Origin of the sequence: Spirosoma liriopis (assembly GCF_023196085.1) — a bacterium.
GTDB lineage: Bacteria > Bacteroidota > Bacteroidia > Cytophagales > Spirosomataceae > Spirosoma > Spirosoma oryzicola.
In genome coordinates, this window is sequence record NZ_JALPRF010000002.1 from 515,345 (window position 1) to 536,666 (window position 21,322).

13 protein-coding genes are annotated in these 21,322 nt (G+C 53.8%); 8 read left to right on the top strand and 5 right to left on the bottom strand.

Translation table 11 applies throughout. The features are described from left to right. The first annotated feature begins 75 nt into the window (after positions 1–75). The 8 genes from M0L20_RS11245 to M0L20_RS11280 all read left to right on the top strand — a co-directional run bounded on the left by M0L20_RS11245 (position 76) and on the right by M0L20_RS11280 (position 10,932). Positions 76–1,503, top strand: a complete 1,428-nt coding sequence (locus tag M0L20_RS11245) for an alpha/beta hydrolase family protein (protein WP_248477032.1) — start codon at positions 76–78, stop codon at positions 1,501–1,503. Positions 1,504–1,560: 57 nt separating this feature from the next. After that, positions 1,561–2,766, top strand: coding sequence for a mannonate dehydratase (uxuA, locus tag M0L20_RS11250; RefSeq protein ID WP_248477034.1), 1,206 nt, complete (start codon positions 1,561–1,563; stop codon positions 2,764–2,766). 49 nt (positions 2,767–2,815) lie between these two features. Beyond that, complete coding sequence (locus M0L20_RS11255; protein WP_248477036.1) at positions 2,816–4,948, top strand: alpha-glucuronidase family glycosyl hydrolase; 2,133 nt, start codon at positions 2,816–2,818, stop codon at positions 4,946–4,948. A gap of 176 nt (positions 4,949–5,124) precedes the next feature. Then, a complete protein-coding gene (locus tag M0L20_RS11260; RefSeq protein WP_248477038.1) occupies positions 5,125–6,543 on the top strand; it encodes a Gfo/Idh/MocA family protein in 1,419 nt (472 codons plus the stop codon). Between the two features lie 49 nt (positions 6,544–6,592). Beyond that, positions 6,593–7,987, top strand: coding sequence for a putative oxidoreductase C-terminal domain-containing protein (locus M0L20_RS11265; RefSeq protein ID WP_248477040.1), 1,395 nt, complete (start codon positions 6,593–6,595; stop codon positions 7,985–7,987). A gap of 80 nt (positions 7,988–8,067) precedes the next feature. After that, a complete protein-coding gene (locus M0L20_RS11270; RefSeq protein WP_248477042.1) occupies positions 8,068–9,246 on the top strand; it encodes a Gfo/Idh/MocA family protein in 1,179 nt (392 codons plus the stop codon). 45 nt (positions 9,247–9,291) lie between these two features. Further along, complete coding sequence (locus M0L20_RS11275; protein ID WP_248477044.1) at positions 9,292–10,119, top strand: SDR family NAD(P)-dependent oxidoreductase; 828 nt, start codon at positions 9,292–9,294, stop codon at positions 10,117–10,119. A gap of 42 nt (positions 10,120–10,161) precedes the next feature. Further along, positions 10,162–10,932 (top strand): hypothetical protein, encoded by a 771-nt coding sequence (locus M0L20_RS11280; RefSeq protein WP_248477046.1) that lies wholly within the window; start codon positions 10,162–10,164, stop codon positions 10,930–10,932. Between the two features lie 80 nt (positions 10,933–11,012). On the opposite strand, the gene M0L20_RS11285 is transcribed toward M0L20_RS11280, so the two are convergent. From M0L20_RS11285 to M0L20_RS11305, 5 genes are read right to left on the bottom strand one after another with little or no spacing between them, the layout of a single operon-like run. After that, positions 11,013–13,298 (bottom strand): FAD-dependent oxidoreductase, encoded by a 2,286-nt coding sequence (locus M0L20_RS11285; RefSeq protein ID WP_248477048.1) that lies wholly within the window; start codon positions 13,296–13,298, stop codon positions 11,013–11,015. Then, the gene (locus M0L20_RS11290; protein WP_248477050.1) at positions 13,273–15,363 is read right to left on the bottom strand and encodes a glycoside hydrolase family 2 protein; all 2,091 of its coding nucleotides are present in this window, start codon (positions 15,361–15,363) and stop codon (positions 13,273–13,275) included. The genes M0L20_RS11285 and M0L20_RS11290 overlap by 26 nt, the downstream gene beginning before the upstream one ends. Position 15,364: 1 nt before the next feature. Then, the gene (locus tag M0L20_RS11295) at positions 15,365–17,107 is read right to left on the bottom strand and encodes a sodium:solute symporter family protein (RefSeq protein WP_248477052.1); all 1,743 of its coding nucleotides are present in this window, start codon (positions 17,105–17,107) and stop codon (positions 15,365–15,367) included. 38 nt (positions 17,108–17,145) lie between these two features. Continuing rightward, entirely contained in the window at positions 17,146–19,731 is a 2,586-nt protein-coding gene (locus tag M0L20_RS11300; protein ID WP_248477054.1) for a glycerophosphoryl diester phosphodiesterase, read from the bottom strand. Positions 19,732–19,759: 28 nt separating this feature from the next. Next, positions 19,760–21,238 (bottom strand): RagB/SusD family nutrient uptake outer membrane protein, encoded by a 1,479-nt coding sequence (locus tag M0L20_RS11305; RefSeq protein WP_248477055.1) that lies wholly within the window; start codon positions 21,236–21,238, stop codon positions 19,760–19,762. Positions 21,239–21,322 lie beyond the last annotated feature (84 nt).

Consider the following 21,322-nt stretch of genomic DNA (forward strand, 5'->3'; position numbering starts at 1 on the left):
GCGCCCGCGTCTCAAACCTGACACCACCCTAACTCAAACGCCTGCCCGAACTGGTTTGTCAATTTGCCCACAATCATGAGAGTCAACATGCGTCCCGGCTGGTTTCTGATTCCTTTCGTAGTGCTCGCTCTGACGGTACATCGGGTCAATGCCCAGGCTCCTGATTTTCAGAAAATGACGCCGGAGGAGCGAAAAGTATATATGGACAAGATGCGCGAGGCTAGTCAGGAAGACTGGCAACGCGTTATGAATCGCCTGAACCTGAAACTACCGACGCTGCCGCCCCCGGCTGATGACCCCAAACGACCATCGCATCTCAAGCAAAAGGAAGGATCAACGAACTGGTACGACGACGAAGGCAATACACACGTACGGTCGGGCTGGGGCAACTGGTCGAATTATGACGAAGCCAAAGCGGGGGGCTACACACTGCCTGATCCGCTGGTGTTGAAAAACGGTAAACCGGTAAAAAATGCCAACTCCTGGTGGAAACAGCGTCGTCCTGAACTACTGGCCGATTTTCTAACCGAGATATACGGCAATACGCCCAAAAACACGCCAAACGTAACGTTTACTGTAACCGCTGTTACCGACACGGCCTTGCGCAGCCGGGCGATTCGCAAAACGATTGCTGGCCGGATCGATAACTCCCGGTATCCTTCGGCTAAGCCGAGCATCGACATGACACTGTACACACCCGCGAATGCGAAGGGGCCGGTACCGCTGATCGTACTGGTCTGGGGTGCTTTCCCAACACCGATGGTAACCATTGATCGCGTTATTTCGGCGGGGTGGGCCGTGGCTGTTGTCAATACCGGCGCTGTTCAGATGGATAGCGGAGCGGGTCTGCACGAAGGCATTATCGGGCTGGTCAGCGAGGGCAAAGACCGGAAACCCGACGAGTGGGGCGTTCTGGCGGCCTGGAGTTGGGGCCTGAGCCGTGCGCTCGATTATTTCGAAACCGATAAAGCCATTAATCCCAAACAGATCGGCATCCAGGGCCATTCGCGATGGGGCAAAACGGCACTGCTGGCCGCTGCTACCGATCCCCGCTGGGCTATCGTCTATGCCAGTTGTTCAGGGTCGATGGGCGCTTCCTTAGAAAAACGGAATTACGGCGAAACGATTGATAACGTAGCGGGTTCGGGTGAATACCACTGGATGGCCGGAAATTTCGTCAAATACGGTGGGAACTGGCAGGCTATGCCCGTCGATGCGCACGAGTTGATCGCCCTGATCGCCCCGCGTCCAGTATTTATTACGGGTGGCACGAAGGATAGCTGGTCTGACTCGCACGGTGAATTTCTGGCCTGCGTAGCGGCTAGCCCTGTCTACGAATTGCTCGGTAAAAAAGGGTTGTCGACAACGGTCATGCCGAAGCCCGACGAATCGCTGATGGATGGCGATCTGGCGTTTCGCAACCACGAAGGCGGCCACACCGATTTGCCCGACTGGCCCGTATTTATCGAATTAGCCAAAAAACAGTTTAAACAAACCAACTAATTATAGGGCACGTCAACGATGCCCGTAACGGTATCGTCCGACTGTCAAATTTTGCTTATGGGAATGCTACAAACCATGCGCTGGTTCGGCCCGAACGATCCGGTTTCTCTGATGGATATTCGACAGGCTGGCTGTACTGGCGTGGTAACCGCACTACACCAGATTCCGGTGGGGGCCGTGTGGTCCGTTGAGGCCATTGAAGAACGGAAACAACTTGTCGAAGCGGCTAATGATCGCTATTCGCCGTTGCACTGGGCTGTGGTGGAGAGCTTGCCCGTTCACGAGGATATCAAAAAAGGTAATCCGGATCGTAGCACCTACGTTGAGCATTACAAACAGTCGTTACGGAATCTGGCCGCTTGCGGGATTCAAACGGTCTGTTACAATTTCATGCCCGTCCTTGACTGGTCGCGGACGAATCTTACCTACGAAATGCCGGACGGATCACGGGCGTTGCGGTTCGTGTGGGAGGATTTTGCCGTGTTCGATTTATGCATCCTGAAACGGGCCGGTGCCGAAACCGACTACGAACCCGAAGTAGCCCAGGCTGCCCGACACCGGTTTGATCAGATGACCGCACAGGAGATTACCCAACTGAGCAATATTGTCTTGCTGGGGTTACCCGGTTCCGAAGAAGCGTTTACGCTCGATACGTTTCAAGGGTTACTGAATGAATACGCGACTATTGACGACCAGGCCTTGCGCGAAAACCTGTATTATTTCATTCGGGAAGTAGCGCCGGTAGCCGACGAACTGGGTATTAATCTGTGTATTCACCCCGACGATCCACCGAGACCACTGCTGGGTTTACCGCGCGTTGTCAGCACCGAGGCCGATCTGGCGCAACTGATGGATGCCTGTGATGTTGTTGCCAACGGGATTACGTTCTGCACTGGCTCGTTGGGCATTCGCCCCGACAACGACCTGCCCGGTATGATTCGTCGGTTTGGCAATCGGATTCATTTTATTCATCTCCGCACAACCAAGCGCGAAGACGATCCGCGTAATTTTCACGAAGCCGATCATCTGGCTGGCGATGTAGACATGTACGCGGTGGTGAAAGAAATCGTATTAGAGCAACAACGACGCGCTCAGGCGGGGACTGGCGTTACGTCCATTCCAATGCGTCCCGACCACGGGCACCAGATGCTCGACGACCTGTATAAAGTGACGTATCCCGGTTACTCAGCCATCGGGCGTCTGCGTGGATTAGCTGAGTTGCGCGGACTGGAATTTGGCATTATTCGGTCGCTGGCGGAGTAAAAAGAGTATACCCACTTCATTGCGAAAAATGATACATCGTAATCAATCCATGATTTTGACAATACGCGTTCTCTTTTCTTTACTGCTGTTACTGACTAGCCGCAGCTATGCCGACGACGGCTATCGGCTTTGGCTAAAATACGATCTGATCAAAGACGCGGCTAAGCGGGACGCGTATGCCCGTTCGGCCCAGTTTATTGCGGTGACTGGAAACAGTCCTACTTTAAAGGCTGCTGCCGACGAATTGCAAGTGGGCTTGCAGGGCTTGCTGGGCAAAGCGGTGCCGGTGCTTACCAATGCGGGCAATCGTACGGGGGGCATAATTTTGAGCGTTGGCAATGGACCTGTCGCGGGAGCACAACTGCGTACGCAGGAAGGCTATCAGATTACCAGTCGTTCCAACAACATTGTCGTCAGCAGCAAAAGCGACGCGGGCGTTTTGTACGGTGCCTTTGCTTTGCTACGGCAACTGCAAACGCTACAGCCCATCAATGCGCTGTCGTTAACGAGTGACCCGAAAGTACGGTATCGGATGTTGAACCATTGGGACAACCCAAACGGTACGATTGAACGGGGTTACGCGGGTGAAACACTCTGGAAATGGTATGAGCTTCCCGAACGCATCAGCCCGCGTTACCGCGATTACGCACGGGCGAATGCGTCGCTGGGTATCAATGGTACGGTTGTCAATAACGTCAATGCCAGCGCCCGGTTTTTGACTGCTGAGTATCTGGGAAAGGTAGCCGCCCTGGCGAACGTCTTTCGGCCTTATGGCATCCGGGTGTATGTGTCTATCTATTTCCCGGCTCCGAAGGTGATTGGAGGTTTGAAAACCGCTGATCCGCTCGACCCGGAGGTTCGCAAGTGGTGGGCCGACAAGACCAAAGAAATTTACAAGCTGATTCCCGATTTTGGCGGGTTTCTGGTAAAAGCCAATTCGGAGGGCGAACCCGGACCGCAGGATTACAACCGGACCCACGCCGATGGGGCGAACATGCTGGCCGAAGCGCTCAAACCCTACGATGGTATTGTGCTGTGGCGGTCCTTCGTCTACAAAGCGGACCCGAAAGCCGACCGGTTCAAAGCAGCACTCGAAGAATTCGGGCATCTCGACGGTACATTTGACAAGAAAGTAATTGTACAAGTTAAAAACGGTCCGATTGATTTTCAGCCACGGGAACCGTTCTCGCCTTTGTTCGGAAAAATGCCCAAGACCCCGCTGGCGATAGAATTTCAACTGACGCAGGAATACCTGGGCTTTGCTACGCACCTGGTTTACGAAGCGCCGATTTTCAAGGAATGCCTGGATTCGGATACGTACGCGAAGGGGCAAGGAGCACCGTCCAGTGGGGCAACCGTTGCTAAAGTCGTTGACGGTAGCGTCGATGGGTATCCGATTACGGCGATGGCGGGTGTGGCCAATACGGGTTCCGACCGCAACTGGACGGGGCATCCGATGGCGCAGGCTAACTGGTACGCGTTCGGTCGGCTTACCTGGGATCATACCTTATCCTCCGAAGCGATTGCCAGGGAATGGATCGCCATGACCTTGACCAAGGAGCCGCAGGCTATAACGCGTATTGCCGACATGATGCTTAAATCGCGGGAAATTTACGTGAATTATAATACGCCAATGGGTCTTTCGCGTCCGTGGACGGGTGTGCATTTTGCGCCTGAACCCTGGCAGAACAAAAGCCCCCGGCCCGACTGGACCGCCGTGTATTACCACCGCGCGGATTCTGTCGGCTTAGGTTTCGACCGGACCGAAAAAGGAAGTAACGCGCTGGCTCAGTACAATCCCGAGGTTCAAAAGCAGTGGAACAATCCCGAAACGTGTCCTTTGCCGTACCTGCTTTGGTTTCACCATGTGCCGTGGACGAAAAAACTGTCTACGGGTCGAACGCTGTGGGATGAGCTTTGCACACGTTTTTACACCGGGGCCGATTCAGTTGGCTGGATGCAGCAGCAGTGGGCGCAGGTAAAAGGCTCGGTCGATCCAGAAACGTACGCTGAGGTAGCGGGTCGTCTGGAAACGCAGCACAAAGAAGCAATCTGGTGGCGTGATGCCTGGGTGCTGTACCTTCAGGAGTATGCCAGGAAACCGATTCCGGCCCCGTTCAAAAAGCCAGAACGGACGCTGGATGAAGTGAAGCAGTTGGTTGATGTTTACCTGTTGCGGTAAGTTTTTTCGCCGAGAAGCACGGATGTAAGGCAGATCTCGCGCTGATTAGTCAGAAAGGTCTGGGTTACATTCTTAGGGAAGTCGGTGCGAAAGAATCGGATGAAATCCGTTCCGAATGGATAGATAGAATAGTGAAAAAGCTTTTGATTAGTATCAAGTCCTAAACCTGTAAAGTCATGAAAAAAGATGAAGTCGTAGATGCATCGAGACGTAACTTTCTGAAAACAACCGCCACCGGCGCCCTAGCCACAACGGTTTTGGGTGGCTTTCCAACGATTGTACCCGCGTCGGTCTTTGGAAAAAATGCGCCTAGTAATCGGATCAACGTAGCGGCCATCGGAACCGGTCGAATTTCGCGCGGACACGATATACCGGGCGTCTGGCAGTACGACAACGCGCTGATCATGGCTGTTTGCGATCTGGATAGCAACCGGGCCGAAGACGCTAAAAAGCTGGTTAATAACTATTATTCAAAGAAAAACGGAAAGGAGTACGACGGCGTTCGGGTCTACACCGACTACCGCGAATTGCTTCTCAACAAAGACGTTGACGCGGTGATCGTCAGTACGCCCGACCACTGGCACGCGCCGATTGTGGTTGATGCGGTACGGGCGCGCAAGGATGTGTACATGCAGAAACCGGCTTCGCTCACGATTGCGGAAGGGCGCATGATGGCCAATGCCGTGAAGCAGTCGGGGCAGATTGTACAGGTCGGAAGTCAGCAGCGTTCGTCCGAGCAGTTTCGGTATGCCGCCGAACTGGTGCGAAACGGTCGGATCGGACAACTGAAAACGGTATACGTTGGACTTCCCGGCGATCCGGCGGGTGACGACGAGCCGCAAATGCCTATTCCCAAAAATCTGGACTACGACATGTGGCTGGGCACCACGCCAGAGGTGTATTATACCGAAAAGCGGGTCCATCCGCAGGTTGGCTACGACCGGCCCGGCTGGTTGCGCTGCGAGCAGTTTGGCGCGGGTATGATCACCGGTTGGGGATCGCACCACATCGACTGCGCACACTGGGCAATGGACACGGAGCATACCGGACCCGTCCAAATCTGGGGACACGCTGATTTCCCCAAAAAAGGCTTGTGGAACGTGCACGGTATTTTTCGGACGGAAGCCTTGTACGACAACGGCGTACGCATGATTGTCAGTAACGAGATTCCGAACGGGATCAAGTTTGAAGGGACCAACGGCTGGATTTTCGTGTCGCGCGGAGACGGATCGGTAACGTCCAGCGATCCCGTTGCCAAACAGAATGCCGCCAAAAAACTAGACGCCAGCGACCCAAAACTGCTGACATCAGTGATCGGCCCAAATGAAATACACTTGCCTGTCAGCAAGGAGCATCACGGCAACTGGCTCGAAAGCGTGGTCAGTCGGAAGGAGCCTATTGCGCCCGCCGAGATAGGGCATCGGTCTTGCTCCGCTTGCCTGCTCCATCACGCGGCCATGAAACTCGATCGGAAGCTGTATTGGGACCCGAAAAAAGAGCAGTTCAAAAACGATGCGGAAGCAAACGCGCTATTATCTCGTCCCCAGCGGGCACCGTATGCGATCAAGGCGGTAGCTTCTGCGAAAGGCAAATAGCGGTTGCGGCAAAAACTCTCTTACAACCTACCATTTACAAACCGAAAGTATGAAGTTAATACCCACCGTTAGTAGCCTGTTTCTGGCGGCCCTGTTTGCCGCCTGTCAATCGTCGGAGAAAACGACCGGACAAGGTTCGGAGAAGGATATGATTCGCCTGATTACGTTAGATCCTGGTCATTTCCATGCTGCTCTGGTGCAGAAAACGATGTACGACGGGGTCGATTCGGTCGTGCACGTATACGCTCCCGACGGCCCGGATGTTCAGTTGCATCTGGACAAGATCCAGGGTTACAACACGCGCGCTGACGAACCGACTCACTGGAAAGAAGAGGTGTACAAAGGCTCGGATTTCTTCGATAAAATGATTGCGGATCGGGCCGGAAACGTAGTCGTTATGGCGGGTAATAACCGACTGAAAACCGACTACATTCAGAAAACCGTCGGGGCTGGCTTTAACGTACTGGCCGATAAACCGATGGTTATCAGTTCGGACAAGTTTAACGAGTTGAAAGATGCCTTTGCCACCGCCGACCAAAAAAAGGTGCTACTGTACGACATCATGACGGAGCGTTACGAAATAACGACGATGCTCCAACGGGCTTTTTCACGGCAGGCCGATGTGTTTGGAACGTTGCAGAAAGGGACGCCCGAGAATCCGGCGGTAACCAAGGAAAGTGTACACCACTTCTACAAAAACGTGTCGGGAAGCATCCTGACGCGTCCGGCCTGGTTTATGGACGTGGCGCAGCAGGGCGAAGGCATCGTCGACGTAACAACGCACCTGGTCGATCTGGTGCAGTGGGAATGTTTTCCCGAGCAAACGATTGACTATGGGAAAGACATCCGCTTGACGTCGGCCCGGCGGTGGACAACGGACATGAACCTAAGCCAGTTCAAGGCCATCACGAAACAAAACGCGTTTCCCGATTACCTCAAAAAAGACGTGGTAAACGACAGTATCCTGCGTGTCTACAGCAATGGCGAAATCAATTACCAGCTGCGGGGTATTCACGCGAAGGTGTCGGTTACCTGGGCTTACAAAGCACCCGAAGGCGCGGGCGATACCCATTACTCGATTATGCGGGGTACAAAAGCCAACCTGATCATCCGGCAGGGGGCCGAACAGCAGTACAAGCCAACTTTGTACATCGAATCGGCCTCGGGTGATGCAGCGACGGAAACCGCGCTTAAAACGGCGTTGCCTGCTATTCAGAAGGAGTTTCCGGGCATAGACGTCAGGAAGCTGGCTAAAGGCTGGGAGGTAATCATTCCCGAGAAATACAAGGAAGGCCACGAAGCGCATTTCGGGCGGGTCACGCAGAAGTACCTGCAATACCTGAAAGACGGGAAGATGCCTGCCTGGGAAGTTCCTAACATGATCGCCAAATATTACACCACCACCCAGGCGCTGGAACTGGCGAAAAAATCAAAACAAAAGTAACCCGGACAGTTACGTTCGGAAGCAGTTTTCGTACTTAGTCTTCTCCGGACAGGAATGTCCGGAATAAAAATCCTACCCTTATGAATCGCTCACAAGATAATCGACGCAAATTTCTGAAAGATTCGGTGGCCACGGCGGCTGGTCTGGTTATGCTTCCAGGCTTATCGACCGAAGCCCTGAGTAGCCCCCAACGACTGGTTATCGACCAGGCCCCCGAGAAAATCAGCCTGCCCCTTGCATCCCGGATTCGATTCGCAGTGATCGGTATGAATCACGGCCATATCTACAGTCAGGTCGAAGCGGTTATTCGGGGTGGTGGCGAACTGGTTTCGTTTTACGCCAAAGAACCCGATCTGGCGGCTGCTTTTGCCAAGCGATATCCGCAGGTGAAGCAGGCCAAAAGTGAGAGCGAAATTCTGGACGATAAGACTGTTCAGCTCGTGCTGAGTTCGATCATTCCTGATGAACGGGCACCACTGGGCGTTCGGGTTATGAAGGCGGGCAAGGATTACATGGTCGATAAACCCGGCATCACCACGCTTGACCAGCTAGCCGAAGTGCGTCGCGTTCAGAAAGATACCAAGCGGATCTACTCGATCATGTACAGTGAGCGCTTCGAAAACAGGGCGACCGTAAAAGCCGGTGAACTGGTAAAAGCCGGAGCTATCGGTAAGGTTATTCAGACCATCGGTTTGGGACCACACCGCATGACGCCCCAATCGCGACCCGACTGGTTTTTCGACCGGAAGCGTTTTGGCGGTATTATCTGCGACATTGCATCGCACCAGTTCGACCAATTCTTGTTTTTTACCGGCTCCACAAAGGCCGATATCGTAGCCGCGCAGGTGGGTAATACAAACCATCCGCAGTACCCTAATTTCGAAGATTTTGGTGATGTAATGTTGCGCGGTGATGGCGGAGTGGGCTACATCCGCGTCGATTGGTTTACGCCCGACGGGCTGAAATCCTGGGGCGACGGACGCTTGACAATTCTGGGTACCGAAGGATTTATCGAGATCCGTAAAAACATTGATCCCGGTGGGCGCGAGGGTGGTAATCATTTGTTCCTGACGGACAATAAGGAAACTCGCTACTTCGATTGCAGCAAAGAACCACTACCGTATGGCGAACAGCTAGTCAACGATGTGCTCAACCGCACCGAAACAGCTATGTCGCAGGAGCATTGTTTTCTGGCTACTGAATTAGCCCTAAAAGCGCAGAAACAGGCCCAGACCATCCACCTAAGTCGGAAAAGTTAATAGGCGATGTAACGGGATCGCTACAATACAACCAATCAAACCAAAATGGAACAAGTACAAGACGTTCAGGGCGACGCACGACAAGCAACGGCCCCGATATTTCCAACCGTTTTTTCGCTCGATGGGAAGTTAGCGCTCATTACGGGCGGGGGCAGCGGTATCGGGTTCGATATTGCCCGGTGCATGGTACAAGCCGGAGCCAGCGTCGTCATCACGGGTCGTCGGGAGCAGCCGCTTCAGGAAGCCGTTGCAAAACTATCGGAAGGGCAGTCGACCGGGCAGGCTCACTATAGAATCAATGATGTAACCGTTCGTGAATCGCTGGATAGCTTGGTGGAGGAAATCGAAGCGACACACGGACCCGTTGATATTCTGGTTAATAACGCAGGAATCAACATGAAAAAACCGGCCCTGGAAGTCAGTGACGAAGATTTCGACCGGATCGTGCATACCAACCTCAATTCTGTTTTCAGCCTGACCCGCGCCTGCGCAAAACGCATGATGGCCCGTAAGAGTGGTTCGATCATCATGATTTCATCGATGGCAGCCTACTACGGTATCGACCGGGTGGTAGCATACGCAGCGTCTAAATCGGCGGTCGAAGGGATGGTGAAAGTGCTGGCGTCGGAATTTTCGGGCAACGGTGTTCGCGTCAATTCAATCGCTCCCGGTTTCATTGAAACAGCCATGAGCAAAACCGCCATGAGTGGCGATCCTGACCGCTTTGCTCGTGCTATGCGTCGGACCCCAATGGGTACGTTCGGCAAACCCGATGATATTGGCTGGGCTGCCGTTTTTCTGGCTTCGGAAGGGGCCAAGTACATTACAGGGGCCTCGTTACCTGTCGATGGGGGCAATTCGATTGGCTTTTAAAGGTACACAGGTCTAATTGCTTTCGTTTTACTGCTATCCTCTATGAAACCGCTCTTTCAATACTTGCTTGTTAGTATGTTCGGGTTATCCGCCCTGGCCGCAAACGCACAATCAGAGAAGACGTTTACCTATCTGATCTATCACAAATTGTCGCCCGGTCTGACGATACAGGACGCCTTGCCCGTCGAACGTGAGTGGCGGGCTATTAACCAGGCTGCCGTTGACGAAGGAAAATTGCTTGGCTGGTACATGATGGTCAGGCAGATGAGCTCCGATCAAAACGCTGAGTACGATTACATAACGATGATCGTTTCGCCGGAGATGAACATGAAAGGGGCCTCGCCAGCGGCTATGGCGAAAATCTACGGCGACAGCGTCCAGACGCGGATGGCTAGTCTGCAAAAGCGCGACAAGGCCACGGCTCCGGTCGTGAAGATGGAAATCTGGGAGACGATGGTAGCGTCGTTTGGTGCTGGCTTCGACCCCAGCAAATCCCCACTACTCGTCGTTGACTTTATGCGATCGCGTGATGCAACGCCCGGCTGGAAAGTCATGGCACCCTTGTCGCATTCTTATAGCGAAGGAATAAAGCGCAACGAGATTGTAGGAGGAGGGTTGTCTGGACTGGTCGTTCCAAGAGGTAGTGAAAAAGGATACGGTCTGATTTCGTTTCAAAACGTGACGAACCTGAACGTACTGGGCAATCCAACGTCCGAAGTAAGACAACTTCGAAATCAGCTGGCGCAGTCATACGACATCGTCCGTGAAGAAGTGCTTCGTGCCACGGAATTTACGGTGAGGCCGAAGAAGTAGTTATGCTCGTGGTGTCGGTTTCTGGCTGTGGTGTCGGTTTTGAGAAACCGACACCACGAGTCAATTAAAAAATAGTACTTCTATTCGTACACCCTGATTTCGAGTAAGGAAGCGAGTGCGTCGCCGTTCATGGCTTCGAGGTGAACGCTTAAACTCGTCGTGTCGAGGGGTTGTGCGAACCGGATGACGTTGCGGCTCTGGTGGTTCTCGGTCTGGTGAAACACCCGCTCGTTCCGGTCATTGCAAAGCACGTATTCCCGCACGCAAAATGGTGACGCCGTTTCGGGATGAATCATAATCACCGATTCCAGTGGATGGTCGTAATCCGAATCAAAAAACAACTCGACACGGCTGATTGCTTTTCGTTCCGGCCAGCGTAGTGTCAACGTCGGTCGGGTGTCGGTCGGGGCGGCTACCCAGGCGTTGGGCTGGTTCGTTGGCCGTTGGAGTCCATTGCGCACGTTTTCGGCTTCAAACAGCCGAACCCCCGGTTCAATGGTCAGCGCAAGGTTATGGCCTTTGGGACGCCGTTCGGGACACCAGAACTCAAACGTATCGACGCCAATGTCTTCGGTCGGTTCCTGCTTGCCGTAATTGGACACCGCCGGATTGGTTTTATTGAAAACGGACAGCAGCCCCGTGGCTTTCCGCAAACTATACTGAAGCTGAACAGCGTCGTTTTTTAGAAAACAGACGAAGATGTAGCTAGCCTGATGGAGATGTGCATCAAACGCCAGCGGGATCTCCTGTTTGCCTTTTTTAAGCGAAATAGACAGCGTTTTCAGGGTTACATCGGGTGTATGATTGTCCGGTTTGCTACTTTTCCGCAATTCCACTGTCAACACCGTATCTTCATCCGCCGTGACCCAGGCCGTCAGACGAGGGATCGGGCCAGCGGGTAAGGGAAGCATCTGAGCCGCTGGTTGTGCCAGCTGAACCAACGGGCCATCGGGGGGTAAACTAGTCAGAACGAATTCGCTGGATGCCGTCAGTTGTGCACGATGCGTTAAGTCCTGTTCATCGTGTAGCCGCAGACCAGGTATGTGCTGACCGGTTTTTAATAGCTTCTGTTGCAGCGATGCGATGCGGGATGTTTCGCTAAGATCGCGCGGATTCAACCCATCGCGGACGCACAAAGCTGCGGCCATACCAACTGCCTGTCCAACATGGGCGCTGGTTCCCATCACCCGCGACGAGCCAAACGCTACGTGTGACGCGCTGATGAGCCGACCCGCCAGAAACAAATTGCTGACGTTACGCGAGTACAGGCACCGGTACGGAATTTGGTAAATGCCTTTGCTGTGCCACTGGTTGCAGCCCGGTTTTTCGCTGAATACGCCGTCGGCGGGGTGTAGGTCGATGCTCCAGCCGCCAAACGCCACAGCATCCGGATGTTCGCGCTGCTCAACAATGTCCTGCTGCCGGAGTATATAATCTCCTTCGAAACGTCGGCTTTCGCGCTTGCCGGGAATTTGTCCAACCCATTCGAGCGTCAGATTTGCGGCTTCGGGAAACTGACCGGAGTTTTTAATGTAGTTCCAGACGCCATACACGACTTTCCACAACTCCCACTTAATCTGCTCGGTGTCATGAACGGTGTCCAATCGTCCGCCGTATTCGATCCACCACAACTGACAGCCGTATTCCTGCGCGTTGAACCGGCGGTAACGCGGAATTTTCGTGATGTCGTCTAGTGCGTAGGCGGGTGGCACGAAACGAACGGGTCGACCCGTATCCTTGGTGTAGAAATACAGCGAATGACCCAGCAACTCCCCGTACTCAGCCGAAGGGGCAAATTTTTCGTTGAATTCATCCCCTGACTCGGCTCCCATCCGAAAAGCGGCCCCCGCCTGAAAACCAACGATTCCGTCCCCGGACGCGTCGCAAAACAAGGGAGCTACCAGATCGTAGAGCGTACCGTTCTGACTGCAAAAGGCTTTGAGCTGACGAATACGGTCGTGATTTGTCGGATCTTTCTCGACTTCGTAGACCGCCGTGTTCAGCAGTAAGGTTATGTTTGGTTCACTAATGACTTTTTCCAGCAGAATCGTGTCGAAGATAAGCGGATTGCCTTCGGGATTTCGGTACCAGTTTTCGAGCAGCAACTCGTCAATAACACCGCCCTCGCGCGCCCAACGGTTGTTGTTACCCATGTGTGACGTGGCTCCGAGAACCCACAGTCGTACTTCGCTCGATGCGTTGCCACCAAGCACGGGGCGGTCCTGCACCAGTACCACGCGAATGCCCGCCCGTGCCGCTGTAAGGGCACCGCATACGCCCGACACGCCACCGCCCACTACAATCAGATCGGCGTCGTGACGGATGGTTTTTAAGGTTCGTTTATCGGTTGCTTGTTCGCGTATCATTCGTTAAGTCGATAGATTGAGAAAGAATAGAAAAGTCGGTCGGTTTCGAAACCGTAACGGTAAGCGTTTTGTCGAAGCCACGAACCGGAATGGTCAGGTCAACGCTTTGCCCCGGTTGGAGCGTCGGAAGGGGTAATTTGTCGGCTCGCGCCAACACATCTCTTTCCAAAGAAGGATCGGTCGAGAGTCGAAGGGAATAGCCCTGCACCACATACGCCGGAAAATCCTTGCGAGCCGTTACGCGTAGGGTAAGTGTATGAACGCCTTCCGGGCCGGGTTGCCAGCTTAGTTTCTCAACGGTGACCGGAGCCATTTCGCGCTGGTAGGTAGCGTACATCGGGCGTTTGTTGCGGTCCGGTCCGACAAGGCCCCACGGGCGGTAACCGTTAGCGTTCGTACCCTGATGGCGGCTTTGGTAATCGTTGAACGACCACCACGACGCACCAATCACGTAAGGCCGTTTTCGTATCTCCTGGATGACCTGTTCTACGTCGGCGATTTGTCCGGTATCGCCCTTGTCCGTATCAGCCCGGCGGCCCCATTCGCTGATGAGTATCGGCTTGTCGGGGTAAAGCTGATGAATATGATCGAGCGCCCGCGCGTGGTTGCCGTAGGTATTCGTTGACACAAAATCGCAGTACTGACTCGCTTCATCTTCCGGCTTCTTCGGAAGAATATTCAACCGCATCGACGCGAAGGTGTACAGCCGGGTTGGATCGACCGAGCGGGCAAAAGCGATCATATCTTTGGTCCACCGTTGGCCGGAAGCCATTTCCGACAGGTACTCATTCCCAACGCTGTAGGCAATCACGCAGGGGTGGTTCCAGTCACGTTCGGCCATTTCGCGAAACTGTTGCTGAAACTTCCGCCGAACGGTGTCGCTATCCATCTGGCTGGGCGTCAACTGCCAGTTGCCTGCTTCGGTGATGATCAGCATCCCGTTGCGGTCGGCCCAGTCGTACACGGCTTCGCTGGGTGTGTAATGCGTCAGCCGATGAAATTCCATGCCCGCTTCTTTCATCAGCCGCAGGTCTTTCTCAATCAGCCAGTCGGGTTCCATCGAACCTAGTCCAGGATAGTCGACAACCCGGTTGCCGCCCGCCACTTTAATCGGCTGGCCGTTCAGCAGTAACTGTGTATTCCGAACCTCGACTTTTCGAATACCGAAGTGGGTCCGTACAGTATCGTTTCCAGCAACAACTTGTAGATCGTACAGCGTTGGCCGGTCAACGCTCCAAAGCGTTACGTCGCTTGCTTTAAGCGGAGCTTCGGCTTCGAACACCGCCGTCTGATTCGAACCAACCGCGCTACCCGTATTTTTCCATTTCAAGGCCAGCGTCTTGTTGCCCTGCCGAACCTGATACTGCGTCGTTGGCGTAACCGCCTGGCCCGATGCGTTGCGAATGCGGGTTCGGATGGTCAGGGTAGCGGTTCCTTTGGCTAAGTCCGGTACGGCTTCAACCTTCACGTTTTCGACGTAAACGTCTGGCTCAACGGTTAGGTATACCGGACGGATCAGACCGCCGTAATTCATCCAGCCGGGAAACGGATCGTTGGGGCGGCCATTGTCTTTGGCTCCCGGAATAGAGCCCGGTAGCCACGTATTGTTATTGACCGAAATTGCCAGATCGTTGTCCGAACCGGTGGTTAGGAAATCCGTAACGTCGAAGCTGAATGGTGTATAGCCACCTTCGTGCGAACCGACTTTTTTGCCGTTAAGCCAGACCGTTGTCGCGTAGTAGGAACCGTCGAAATGCAGCAGAACGCGTTTACGGCCCGATGGTTGCCAGGCAAACGTGCGTCGGTACCAGGTTGCGCCGGTATAAAACTGGTAGCGCGGATCGACCGAGAAGCAATGCGGCACCTTTACTTTGTCCCAGCCATTGGGCTGATTTTTGGACCCGTACCATTGTTCGGTTTCGCCGACACCAACGGGGTCGAGGGCAAACCGCCATTCGCCGTTCAGCGGTATTGCTTTCGGATCACGAATCGAGTACTGACCCTGGGCGAAACCCGTGACTAAAAGGCCAGCGGCCAGCAGCAAACGTTGTATTTTTCTGCGCATGTTATTCGGTAATTCGTTCGTTAACGGGAGCATCAACAGAAGCTTCCAAAGTGCTGGCAGACCCCGCTGCCCGCCAGGGAATCAGGGCGGCTACTAGAACCACGCCGGCAATGCCTGCGGTGATACCTGCGCCGGTAGACGTTAGTAAGCTTAAGCCAAACAGCATAAAGGCCGTGAAAACCAGCGATCCGGCAATAACCTGCAAGCCGAACCGGTTCTGTTTGCGTACCTCGACCGCTTCGGCGGCTAATTCAGTTTGGGCGTTTGCGGTTTGGGCTTCATCCCTTTTTTGTTGCCGGGCTACCAGATAGCGGTAGTATTCGTTGGCAACGAGATTGCGGGAGCGCGCCCATAGTTCATAGCCAAGTAGCAACAGCAGCGGGATGCCCATGCCAATCGCCGTTTCCCAGGCGCGGGTCAGTTTGAAATCAAGCAGCCAGGGCGACAGCACTTTAAAGAACAGGTTGACTACCAGGCCAATGCCTGTAATCCAAAGCGTTGCGCGACTGGTCAGGCGTTTGGAAAACAAGGCCCATAGGGGAGGAGCCAGTAACGGACCACCCGAAATAGCCGAAATGCTCAGCACGACTTCGACAATGCCACCAGCCGCCGGAACCAGCAAGGCGATACCGATCATGCCCAGGCCAAACACCCACGACGAGCCACGGGCCACCCGAATAAGCTGTCTATCAGACGCGTTTGGGTTGATGAGCCCTTTGTAAATGTCGTTTGTGAAAACGGCAGACACGACGTTTAACGCAGTATTCGCACTGGCTGATGTCGAGAAATACATGCCTGTCAGCATCAGGCCCAATAGACCGGGCGGTAGTACAAGCTGGCATATTTTCAGGTACGCATTTTCGGTGTCCAGCCCTAATAAATCTGGGTTGATGGCCTTGTAAATCATGGGTGGCATCATCCAGATAATCGGACTAATCAAGTAAAGTCCGGCGAACAGGAACGCCACTTTTCGGGCCGACTTCGGGCTATCTACGCTGGTGTAGCGCTGTACGAACGTCCAGTTGCCGCCGATGTAAGCGATGTGGTAGAACACAAAGGCAAGTACAAACCCAATCGTATATTCTCCGTTGAGCAGGTTGAAAAAATCGTCGGGAACGGCCTGCGTAAAGCCATCAAAACCGCCCACCCGGTCCAGCGACAAGGGCAACAGAATGAAAACGGCGGCAGACAGCACCACAAATTGCAGAATGTCCGTCACCATCACGGCCCATAACCCGCCTACTGCCGTGTAGGCGATCATAAACAAACCTAGCCCAATCGTGCAGGGAATCAGCGGTAGATTGAGCGAGGAGCTAACGAGTTTGGCCACCGGATAGAGTACTGATCCTTTGATGAATACACTGACCAGCGTGAAAATAAAAATGTATACTTTCTGAACCGTCAGGCCGAGCCGCTCCCGAATAAACTCAGCCGCGGTCAAAGCTCCGGCTGCTTTCCAGCGCGGGGCCAGATACAAACCCGTTACCAGCGCGCCAATGCACATGGTCCATTGGATGGTAATGGCTACCCAACCGTACTTGTAGGCAATGGAACCCCAGGCCACGAACGTACCGGCGGAGAAAAAACTCATGAACAGCGATAACCCACCGATGAACCATGGAACGGCTTCTCCACCGGCAAAAAACGATTTCAGGTTGCGTCCCGTCCGGGCAAACAGCATCCCAATTCCCAGCACGAAGGCGGAGAAAATAACGATAACGGCGGTATCAATGGTTGTATTCATCAGGTCAAAAAGAAGCGGTTGGGCTAAAGGTCAGGCGGTCATTTCCATTCGTAGACGAGCGTGGTGATCCCATAGGCTGGCAAGCTAATCGTTGTATCGTTAATGCTGGTTATAGCCTGCTTGGTCGTTAGGTTGGTTAGCTGACCATTCCCCGTACGAAGAAGCGCCGGTTGAAGTTTCACGGTCGTATTGACAGGTTGGGCCACATCGTTGAGCAGGATGATAAACAGCTTTTTCTGATCGGTTGAAACGGCGGTGATTGCTTCAATGTTTGGGTTGACAGACGTTGCCAGACCGTCCTGGATCAGCAGATTCGCCTGTTCACCCAACACCGTTCCGGGTGCAAAGCCGTAGGTCTGGTGCGGACCGACTTTAGGCGTTACAAATCCGCGCGGAAACGAAATCTGGCCTTTCGACCGGAGGTTTGCTTCGGCCAGCAGATAATCGTTGATCCAGCCGATTTGCCACCAGGCGTGGTGTGGATACGGACCCGCTCCCCGGTTCATGGCATTCCAGTAATAGGACGCAACGCTCGTCTTGGCGTCTACGAAAGCGTCGCGACCGATCGCTCCGGCGCGGGCCATGTCGGCAAAAATCGGTTCGCCGGTCAGCTGGTATAGTCGGATAAACAAACCCGCGTGGCTGGCTAACTGAATCGGTCCGTGTCGATTGGCCGACCCGAAAATGCCCCCGTGTTCAAAACTCAATCCCGATTGCGAAATTTCCCAATCTTCGCGCGCTGTACCGTTAACTGTCTTGGGTTTGTGACTGGCAACTGGGTGCGTGTAGATAGACGTCGTGTAGATCTTGGCAGCCAGAATAGCCGCTTCTTTGTACCGGGTGTCGTTCGTCAGGTCAAACAAATCGAGGAGGGCCTGCGCTGATTGACCCGTGGCAAAGTCGGGCGCGTACCGAGCGTCGCCACACACGCCCAAAAAGCTCCCCGTCTTGACCGCGTTTTCGATAAACCAATCGGCCCCTTTACGGGATGAGGCCAGGTATTTGGGATCTTTCAGAATGCGATAAGCCACCAGTGATCCGTAAAATGTAGGTCGGAGGTCTTTGATATCGGTGAAGGCTTCGGCTTCCGATTGCCGGTCGTAGGCAACGGCCCAGCTACCATCGGGTTTCTGCCAGTCGAGCAGCCGGTCGGCTCCGATTCTCAACCGTTCTTTCAGTTCCTGGTTATCCGGTTCGAACAACAGCATATTGCCCACATCGAGCATGATGTAATAGGTCAGCGCAATCGGTTCGACCACGGCTCCCCATTCTTCCACGAATTTTTTAGACTTCGCCAGGTAATATTGACCGATGGCCGCCCCCTTGAAAAAACCGTCGGCTGTTTGCTGCTGCGTGAGCTTGAAATTCAGCGCGTAAGGCAATACATTCTTGGTCAGCAGCGAGTCTCGGGTTGCGGTTGCCAGTAGCCACATCGCGCCGTAATCGGAGTTTTTCATGGCGTCTTTGTTCGAACCTACCACCCCGCCCAGGTATGACTGTGCGCCAATCGACCGACCTTTGTACGCTTCAACATTCCAGAGCGACGTTTTGGGGTCCGTCAGATAATGGTGCATCTTCTGTACCCGATCCGTCAGTGACTGTTTGTTCTGCCGTAACGCCAGCGACTGCTTGAAGTCGTATAGGTCGTAGACGGCATGATTCAATGCCCGGAACCAGTCGCCGTCGGTCAGGCTGTAGCGGAAGGTGTAGCTGATCACATCACCAGCTTTGAGCATGGATTTTGGTTCGCCTAAAACCGGGTAGTACAGCGTTGGTGTCAGTTGCGACTTCCGGTTTTTGTGCGATAAACCGATAAGCCAATCTTCCTGCGTAATCTTGTCCGACGCCCACGGATCACGACCGAGCGAAGGGTCGGGAATGACCGATACCGTTACCCCCTGTTTGCTGCTAACCAGTGGACACAGCGTACTCGCGCACCGCTCCCGATACACAACGGGTAGGGACGGCACCCCGTGGCCGTATGCGTACGCCAGCGCGAAGTTGGGCTGAATCTGGTTGCCCTGAAAATAGCCCGGTACGGTTGCCCAGGCCAGGTCTTTTTCGGACACGCTCGCCAGCGTTGGACTGGCCAGCGAAAAATAACCCGGTTTCTTCGCCGTCAGCGTTTGCCTGACCAGAATGTCCGTAGGAAACTTCGGATCGAATGACCAGGTGGTTTCGACGGAAGCAATAGTTGTTTCGTGCCGGAACTGAAGCTGGTTCGCACTGGTCTGCTTTCCTGACTGAGCCGCAAAATGATACGCTTCCCCCGCTTTGTTCAGCGAAACCGGATTGGTCGTCTCGGCCCACTGCGACTGCTGGTAGTGGTACAGCGGACCCGGAAACAGGGCCCCTGTTCTATCCGTGAATGTTGTATCGGGCTTAGCGCTCGGTTTGTCGGCTGCGTAGAGCAAGGTGTTTTCACCGGATGGATTCGCTATCGTTACCCACCCATTGCCCTTGCGAACGGCTAGCTTATGGATTGCCCAGCCGGTTTTTGTTAAATGCCAGTCCAGATTGATGCGGTCGTTTTTCAACGATAGCGTCTTTCCCGACTGGCCCTGAACCAGTCCGATGGATACCAGTAAGCAAAACCATACATAACCCGGTCGTATGCACATCATAAGTGGAGCGTTTGGGTTTAAAAGCAACTTACTTCCAATCCGCATTTTGGTCCAGCTTTCCGTTGGCATTCAGCTCATCCAGCGGAATCGGGAAATACTTGTTTTTTGCCAGAACGGGTCTGTTGGGATAGACGCTGTTTACGGCTTTCGTCAGGGCGGTTGTAAACTTACCCGTCCGGGTCAGATCATACCAGCGGTCACCCTCGGCGAAGAATTCCCACGACCGTTCCTGTAGAATAGCATCAATGAACGCATCTTTACTCAATCCGGTAGCCAGATCCGTTAAACCCGCCCGTTTCCGAACGGTGTTGATGAATCCATAGGCCGTAGCCGTTGGTCCATTTTGGCGGGCTTCGGCTTCTGCCGCGATCAGGTACATGTCGGGTACCCGAAGAATCGGGATGTTGGGCGTGTTGCCGACCGTCGAAGCGGGGTCCTGGTATTTCTTGATCAAAACACCCTGCGTGGTGATCGGGGTGATGCTGCGTTGCGGAACGACTTTGTTGCTTTTGTCTACGTAAGTCGTGTCCAGCAGTTGCCGCCGTTTGTCTTTCGGGTCGAACGAATCGAAAAACGACTGATAGGCAAACATCGAACCGTACGAAGTTTTCGAATAAGCCGGGGCGGCACTACCCGATGGACCACACAAACTCGTCAGCTGGTGACCGCGCGACGGACTAAACCCACCTTCCGATTCAAAAGCCCACATGTTTTCGACGCGGGCTGCATCTTCGTTGTCGTAGCGGTACACATCAAGCACATTCGGGAGGAGCGAGTATTTGCCGGAGTTAATAACTTCCTGCGCTTTCTGCGACGCTTTTACCCAATCCTCGTTGTAGAGTGCCGCTTTGGCGTACAGCGCGCTCACGGTTTCTTTCGAAGGCCGGCCTTTTTCAATGCCGGGACCAGAGACCAGTCCGGCGGCACCGGCCAATTCCAGATCAGCATAGATCTGTTTATAAACGTCTGCTTTCGCGCTTTTGCCAACAACGGCTTCGGCCTGCGTAACGCTGGCTTTCGTTTTGATGGGCACGTCACCAAAGTTTTTCGTCAGGGTCCAGTGGTAGAATGCCCGCATGAAATACGCTTCGCCGATGATCTGTTTTTTGCGGGTTTCGTCCATGCTGGCAGCGGGCACTTTCTCGATGATCCAGTTCGCCTTTTCAATGCCGTCGTAGCAGGAAGACCAGATTTGCTGGGGTGATTCACTGACGCGACCGGCGGTTTTCTGCGTGGTATAGTTCGGGTCGTACGCAAACAGCGTAAGCGTGTTCCGACCGACCACCGCTCGGGGATACGACTGATCGGCGCTAAAATCCGACACGACCGTCAAAGCAGGACCAACGCACATGTCGGCCAGCGGGTCGTAAACCGCAATCAGCCCTTTTTCGGCGTCGGCCGCTGTTTTGTAAAACGCTTCGGTGTAAATCGACGAATAAATCGTCTCGTCAAGCTGGCAGGAAGCCAGACTCAAGGCAAGCAGTATAGGAAGAACTATCTTTTTCATGGATTTAGAAATTAGCTGAACCGCTCCGGTAGATTGTTAGGGTTAATCGGACTGCCTTTGAATTTCTTTTTAGGGAAACAGATG

Coding starts and splice junctions, on each gene's coding strand:
- M0L20_RS11245 (WP_248477032.1), top strand. CDS start 76: ATGAGAGTCAACATGCGTCCCGGCTGGTTTCTGATTCCTTTCGTAGTG.
- M0L20_RS11270 (WP_248477042.1), top strand. CDS start 8,068: ATGAATCGCTCACAAGATAATCGACGCAAATTTCTGAAAGATTCGGTG.
- M0L20_RS11265 (WP_248477040.1), top strand. CDS start 6,593: ATGAAGTTAATACCCACCGTTAGTAGCCTGTTTCTGGCGGCCCTGTTT.
- M0L20_RS11255 (WP_248477036.1), top strand. CDS start 2,816: ATGATTTTGACAATACGCGTTCTCTTTTCTTTACTGCTGTTACTGACT.
- uxuA (WP_248477034.1), top strand. CDS start 1,561: ATGGGAATGCTACAAACCATGCGCTGGTTCGGCCCGAACGATCCGGTT.
- M0L20_RS11275 (WP_248477044.1), top strand. CDS start 9,292: ATGGAACAAGTACAAGACGTTCAGGGCGACGCACGACAAGCAACGGCC.
- M0L20_RS11260 (WP_248477038.1), top strand. CDS start 5,125: ATGAAAAAAGATGAAGTCGTAGATGCATCGAGACGTAACTTTCTGAAA.
- M0L20_RS11290 (WP_248477050.1), bottom strand. CDS start 15,363: ATGCGCAGAAAAATACAACGTTTGCTGCTGGCCGCTGGCCTTTTAGTC.
- M0L20_RS11280 (WP_248477046.1), top strand. CDS start 10,162: ATGAAACCGCTCTTTCAATACTTGCTTGTTAGTATGTTCGGGTTATCC.
- M0L20_RS11285 (WP_248477048.1), bottom strand. CDS start 13,298: ATGATACGCGAACAAGCAACCGATAAACGAACCTTAAAAACCATCCGT.
- M0L20_RS11295 (WP_248477052.1), bottom strand. CDS start 17,107: ATGAATACAACCATTGATACCGCCGTTATCGTTATTTTCTCCGCCTTC.
- M0L20_RS11300 (WP_248477054.1), bottom strand. CDS start 19,731: ATGATGTGCATACGACCGGGTTATGTATGGTTTTGCTTACTGGTATCC.
- M0L20_RS11305 (WP_248477055.1), bottom strand. CDS start 21,238: ATGAAAAAGATAGTTCTTCCTATACTGCTTGCCTTGAGTCTGGCTTCC.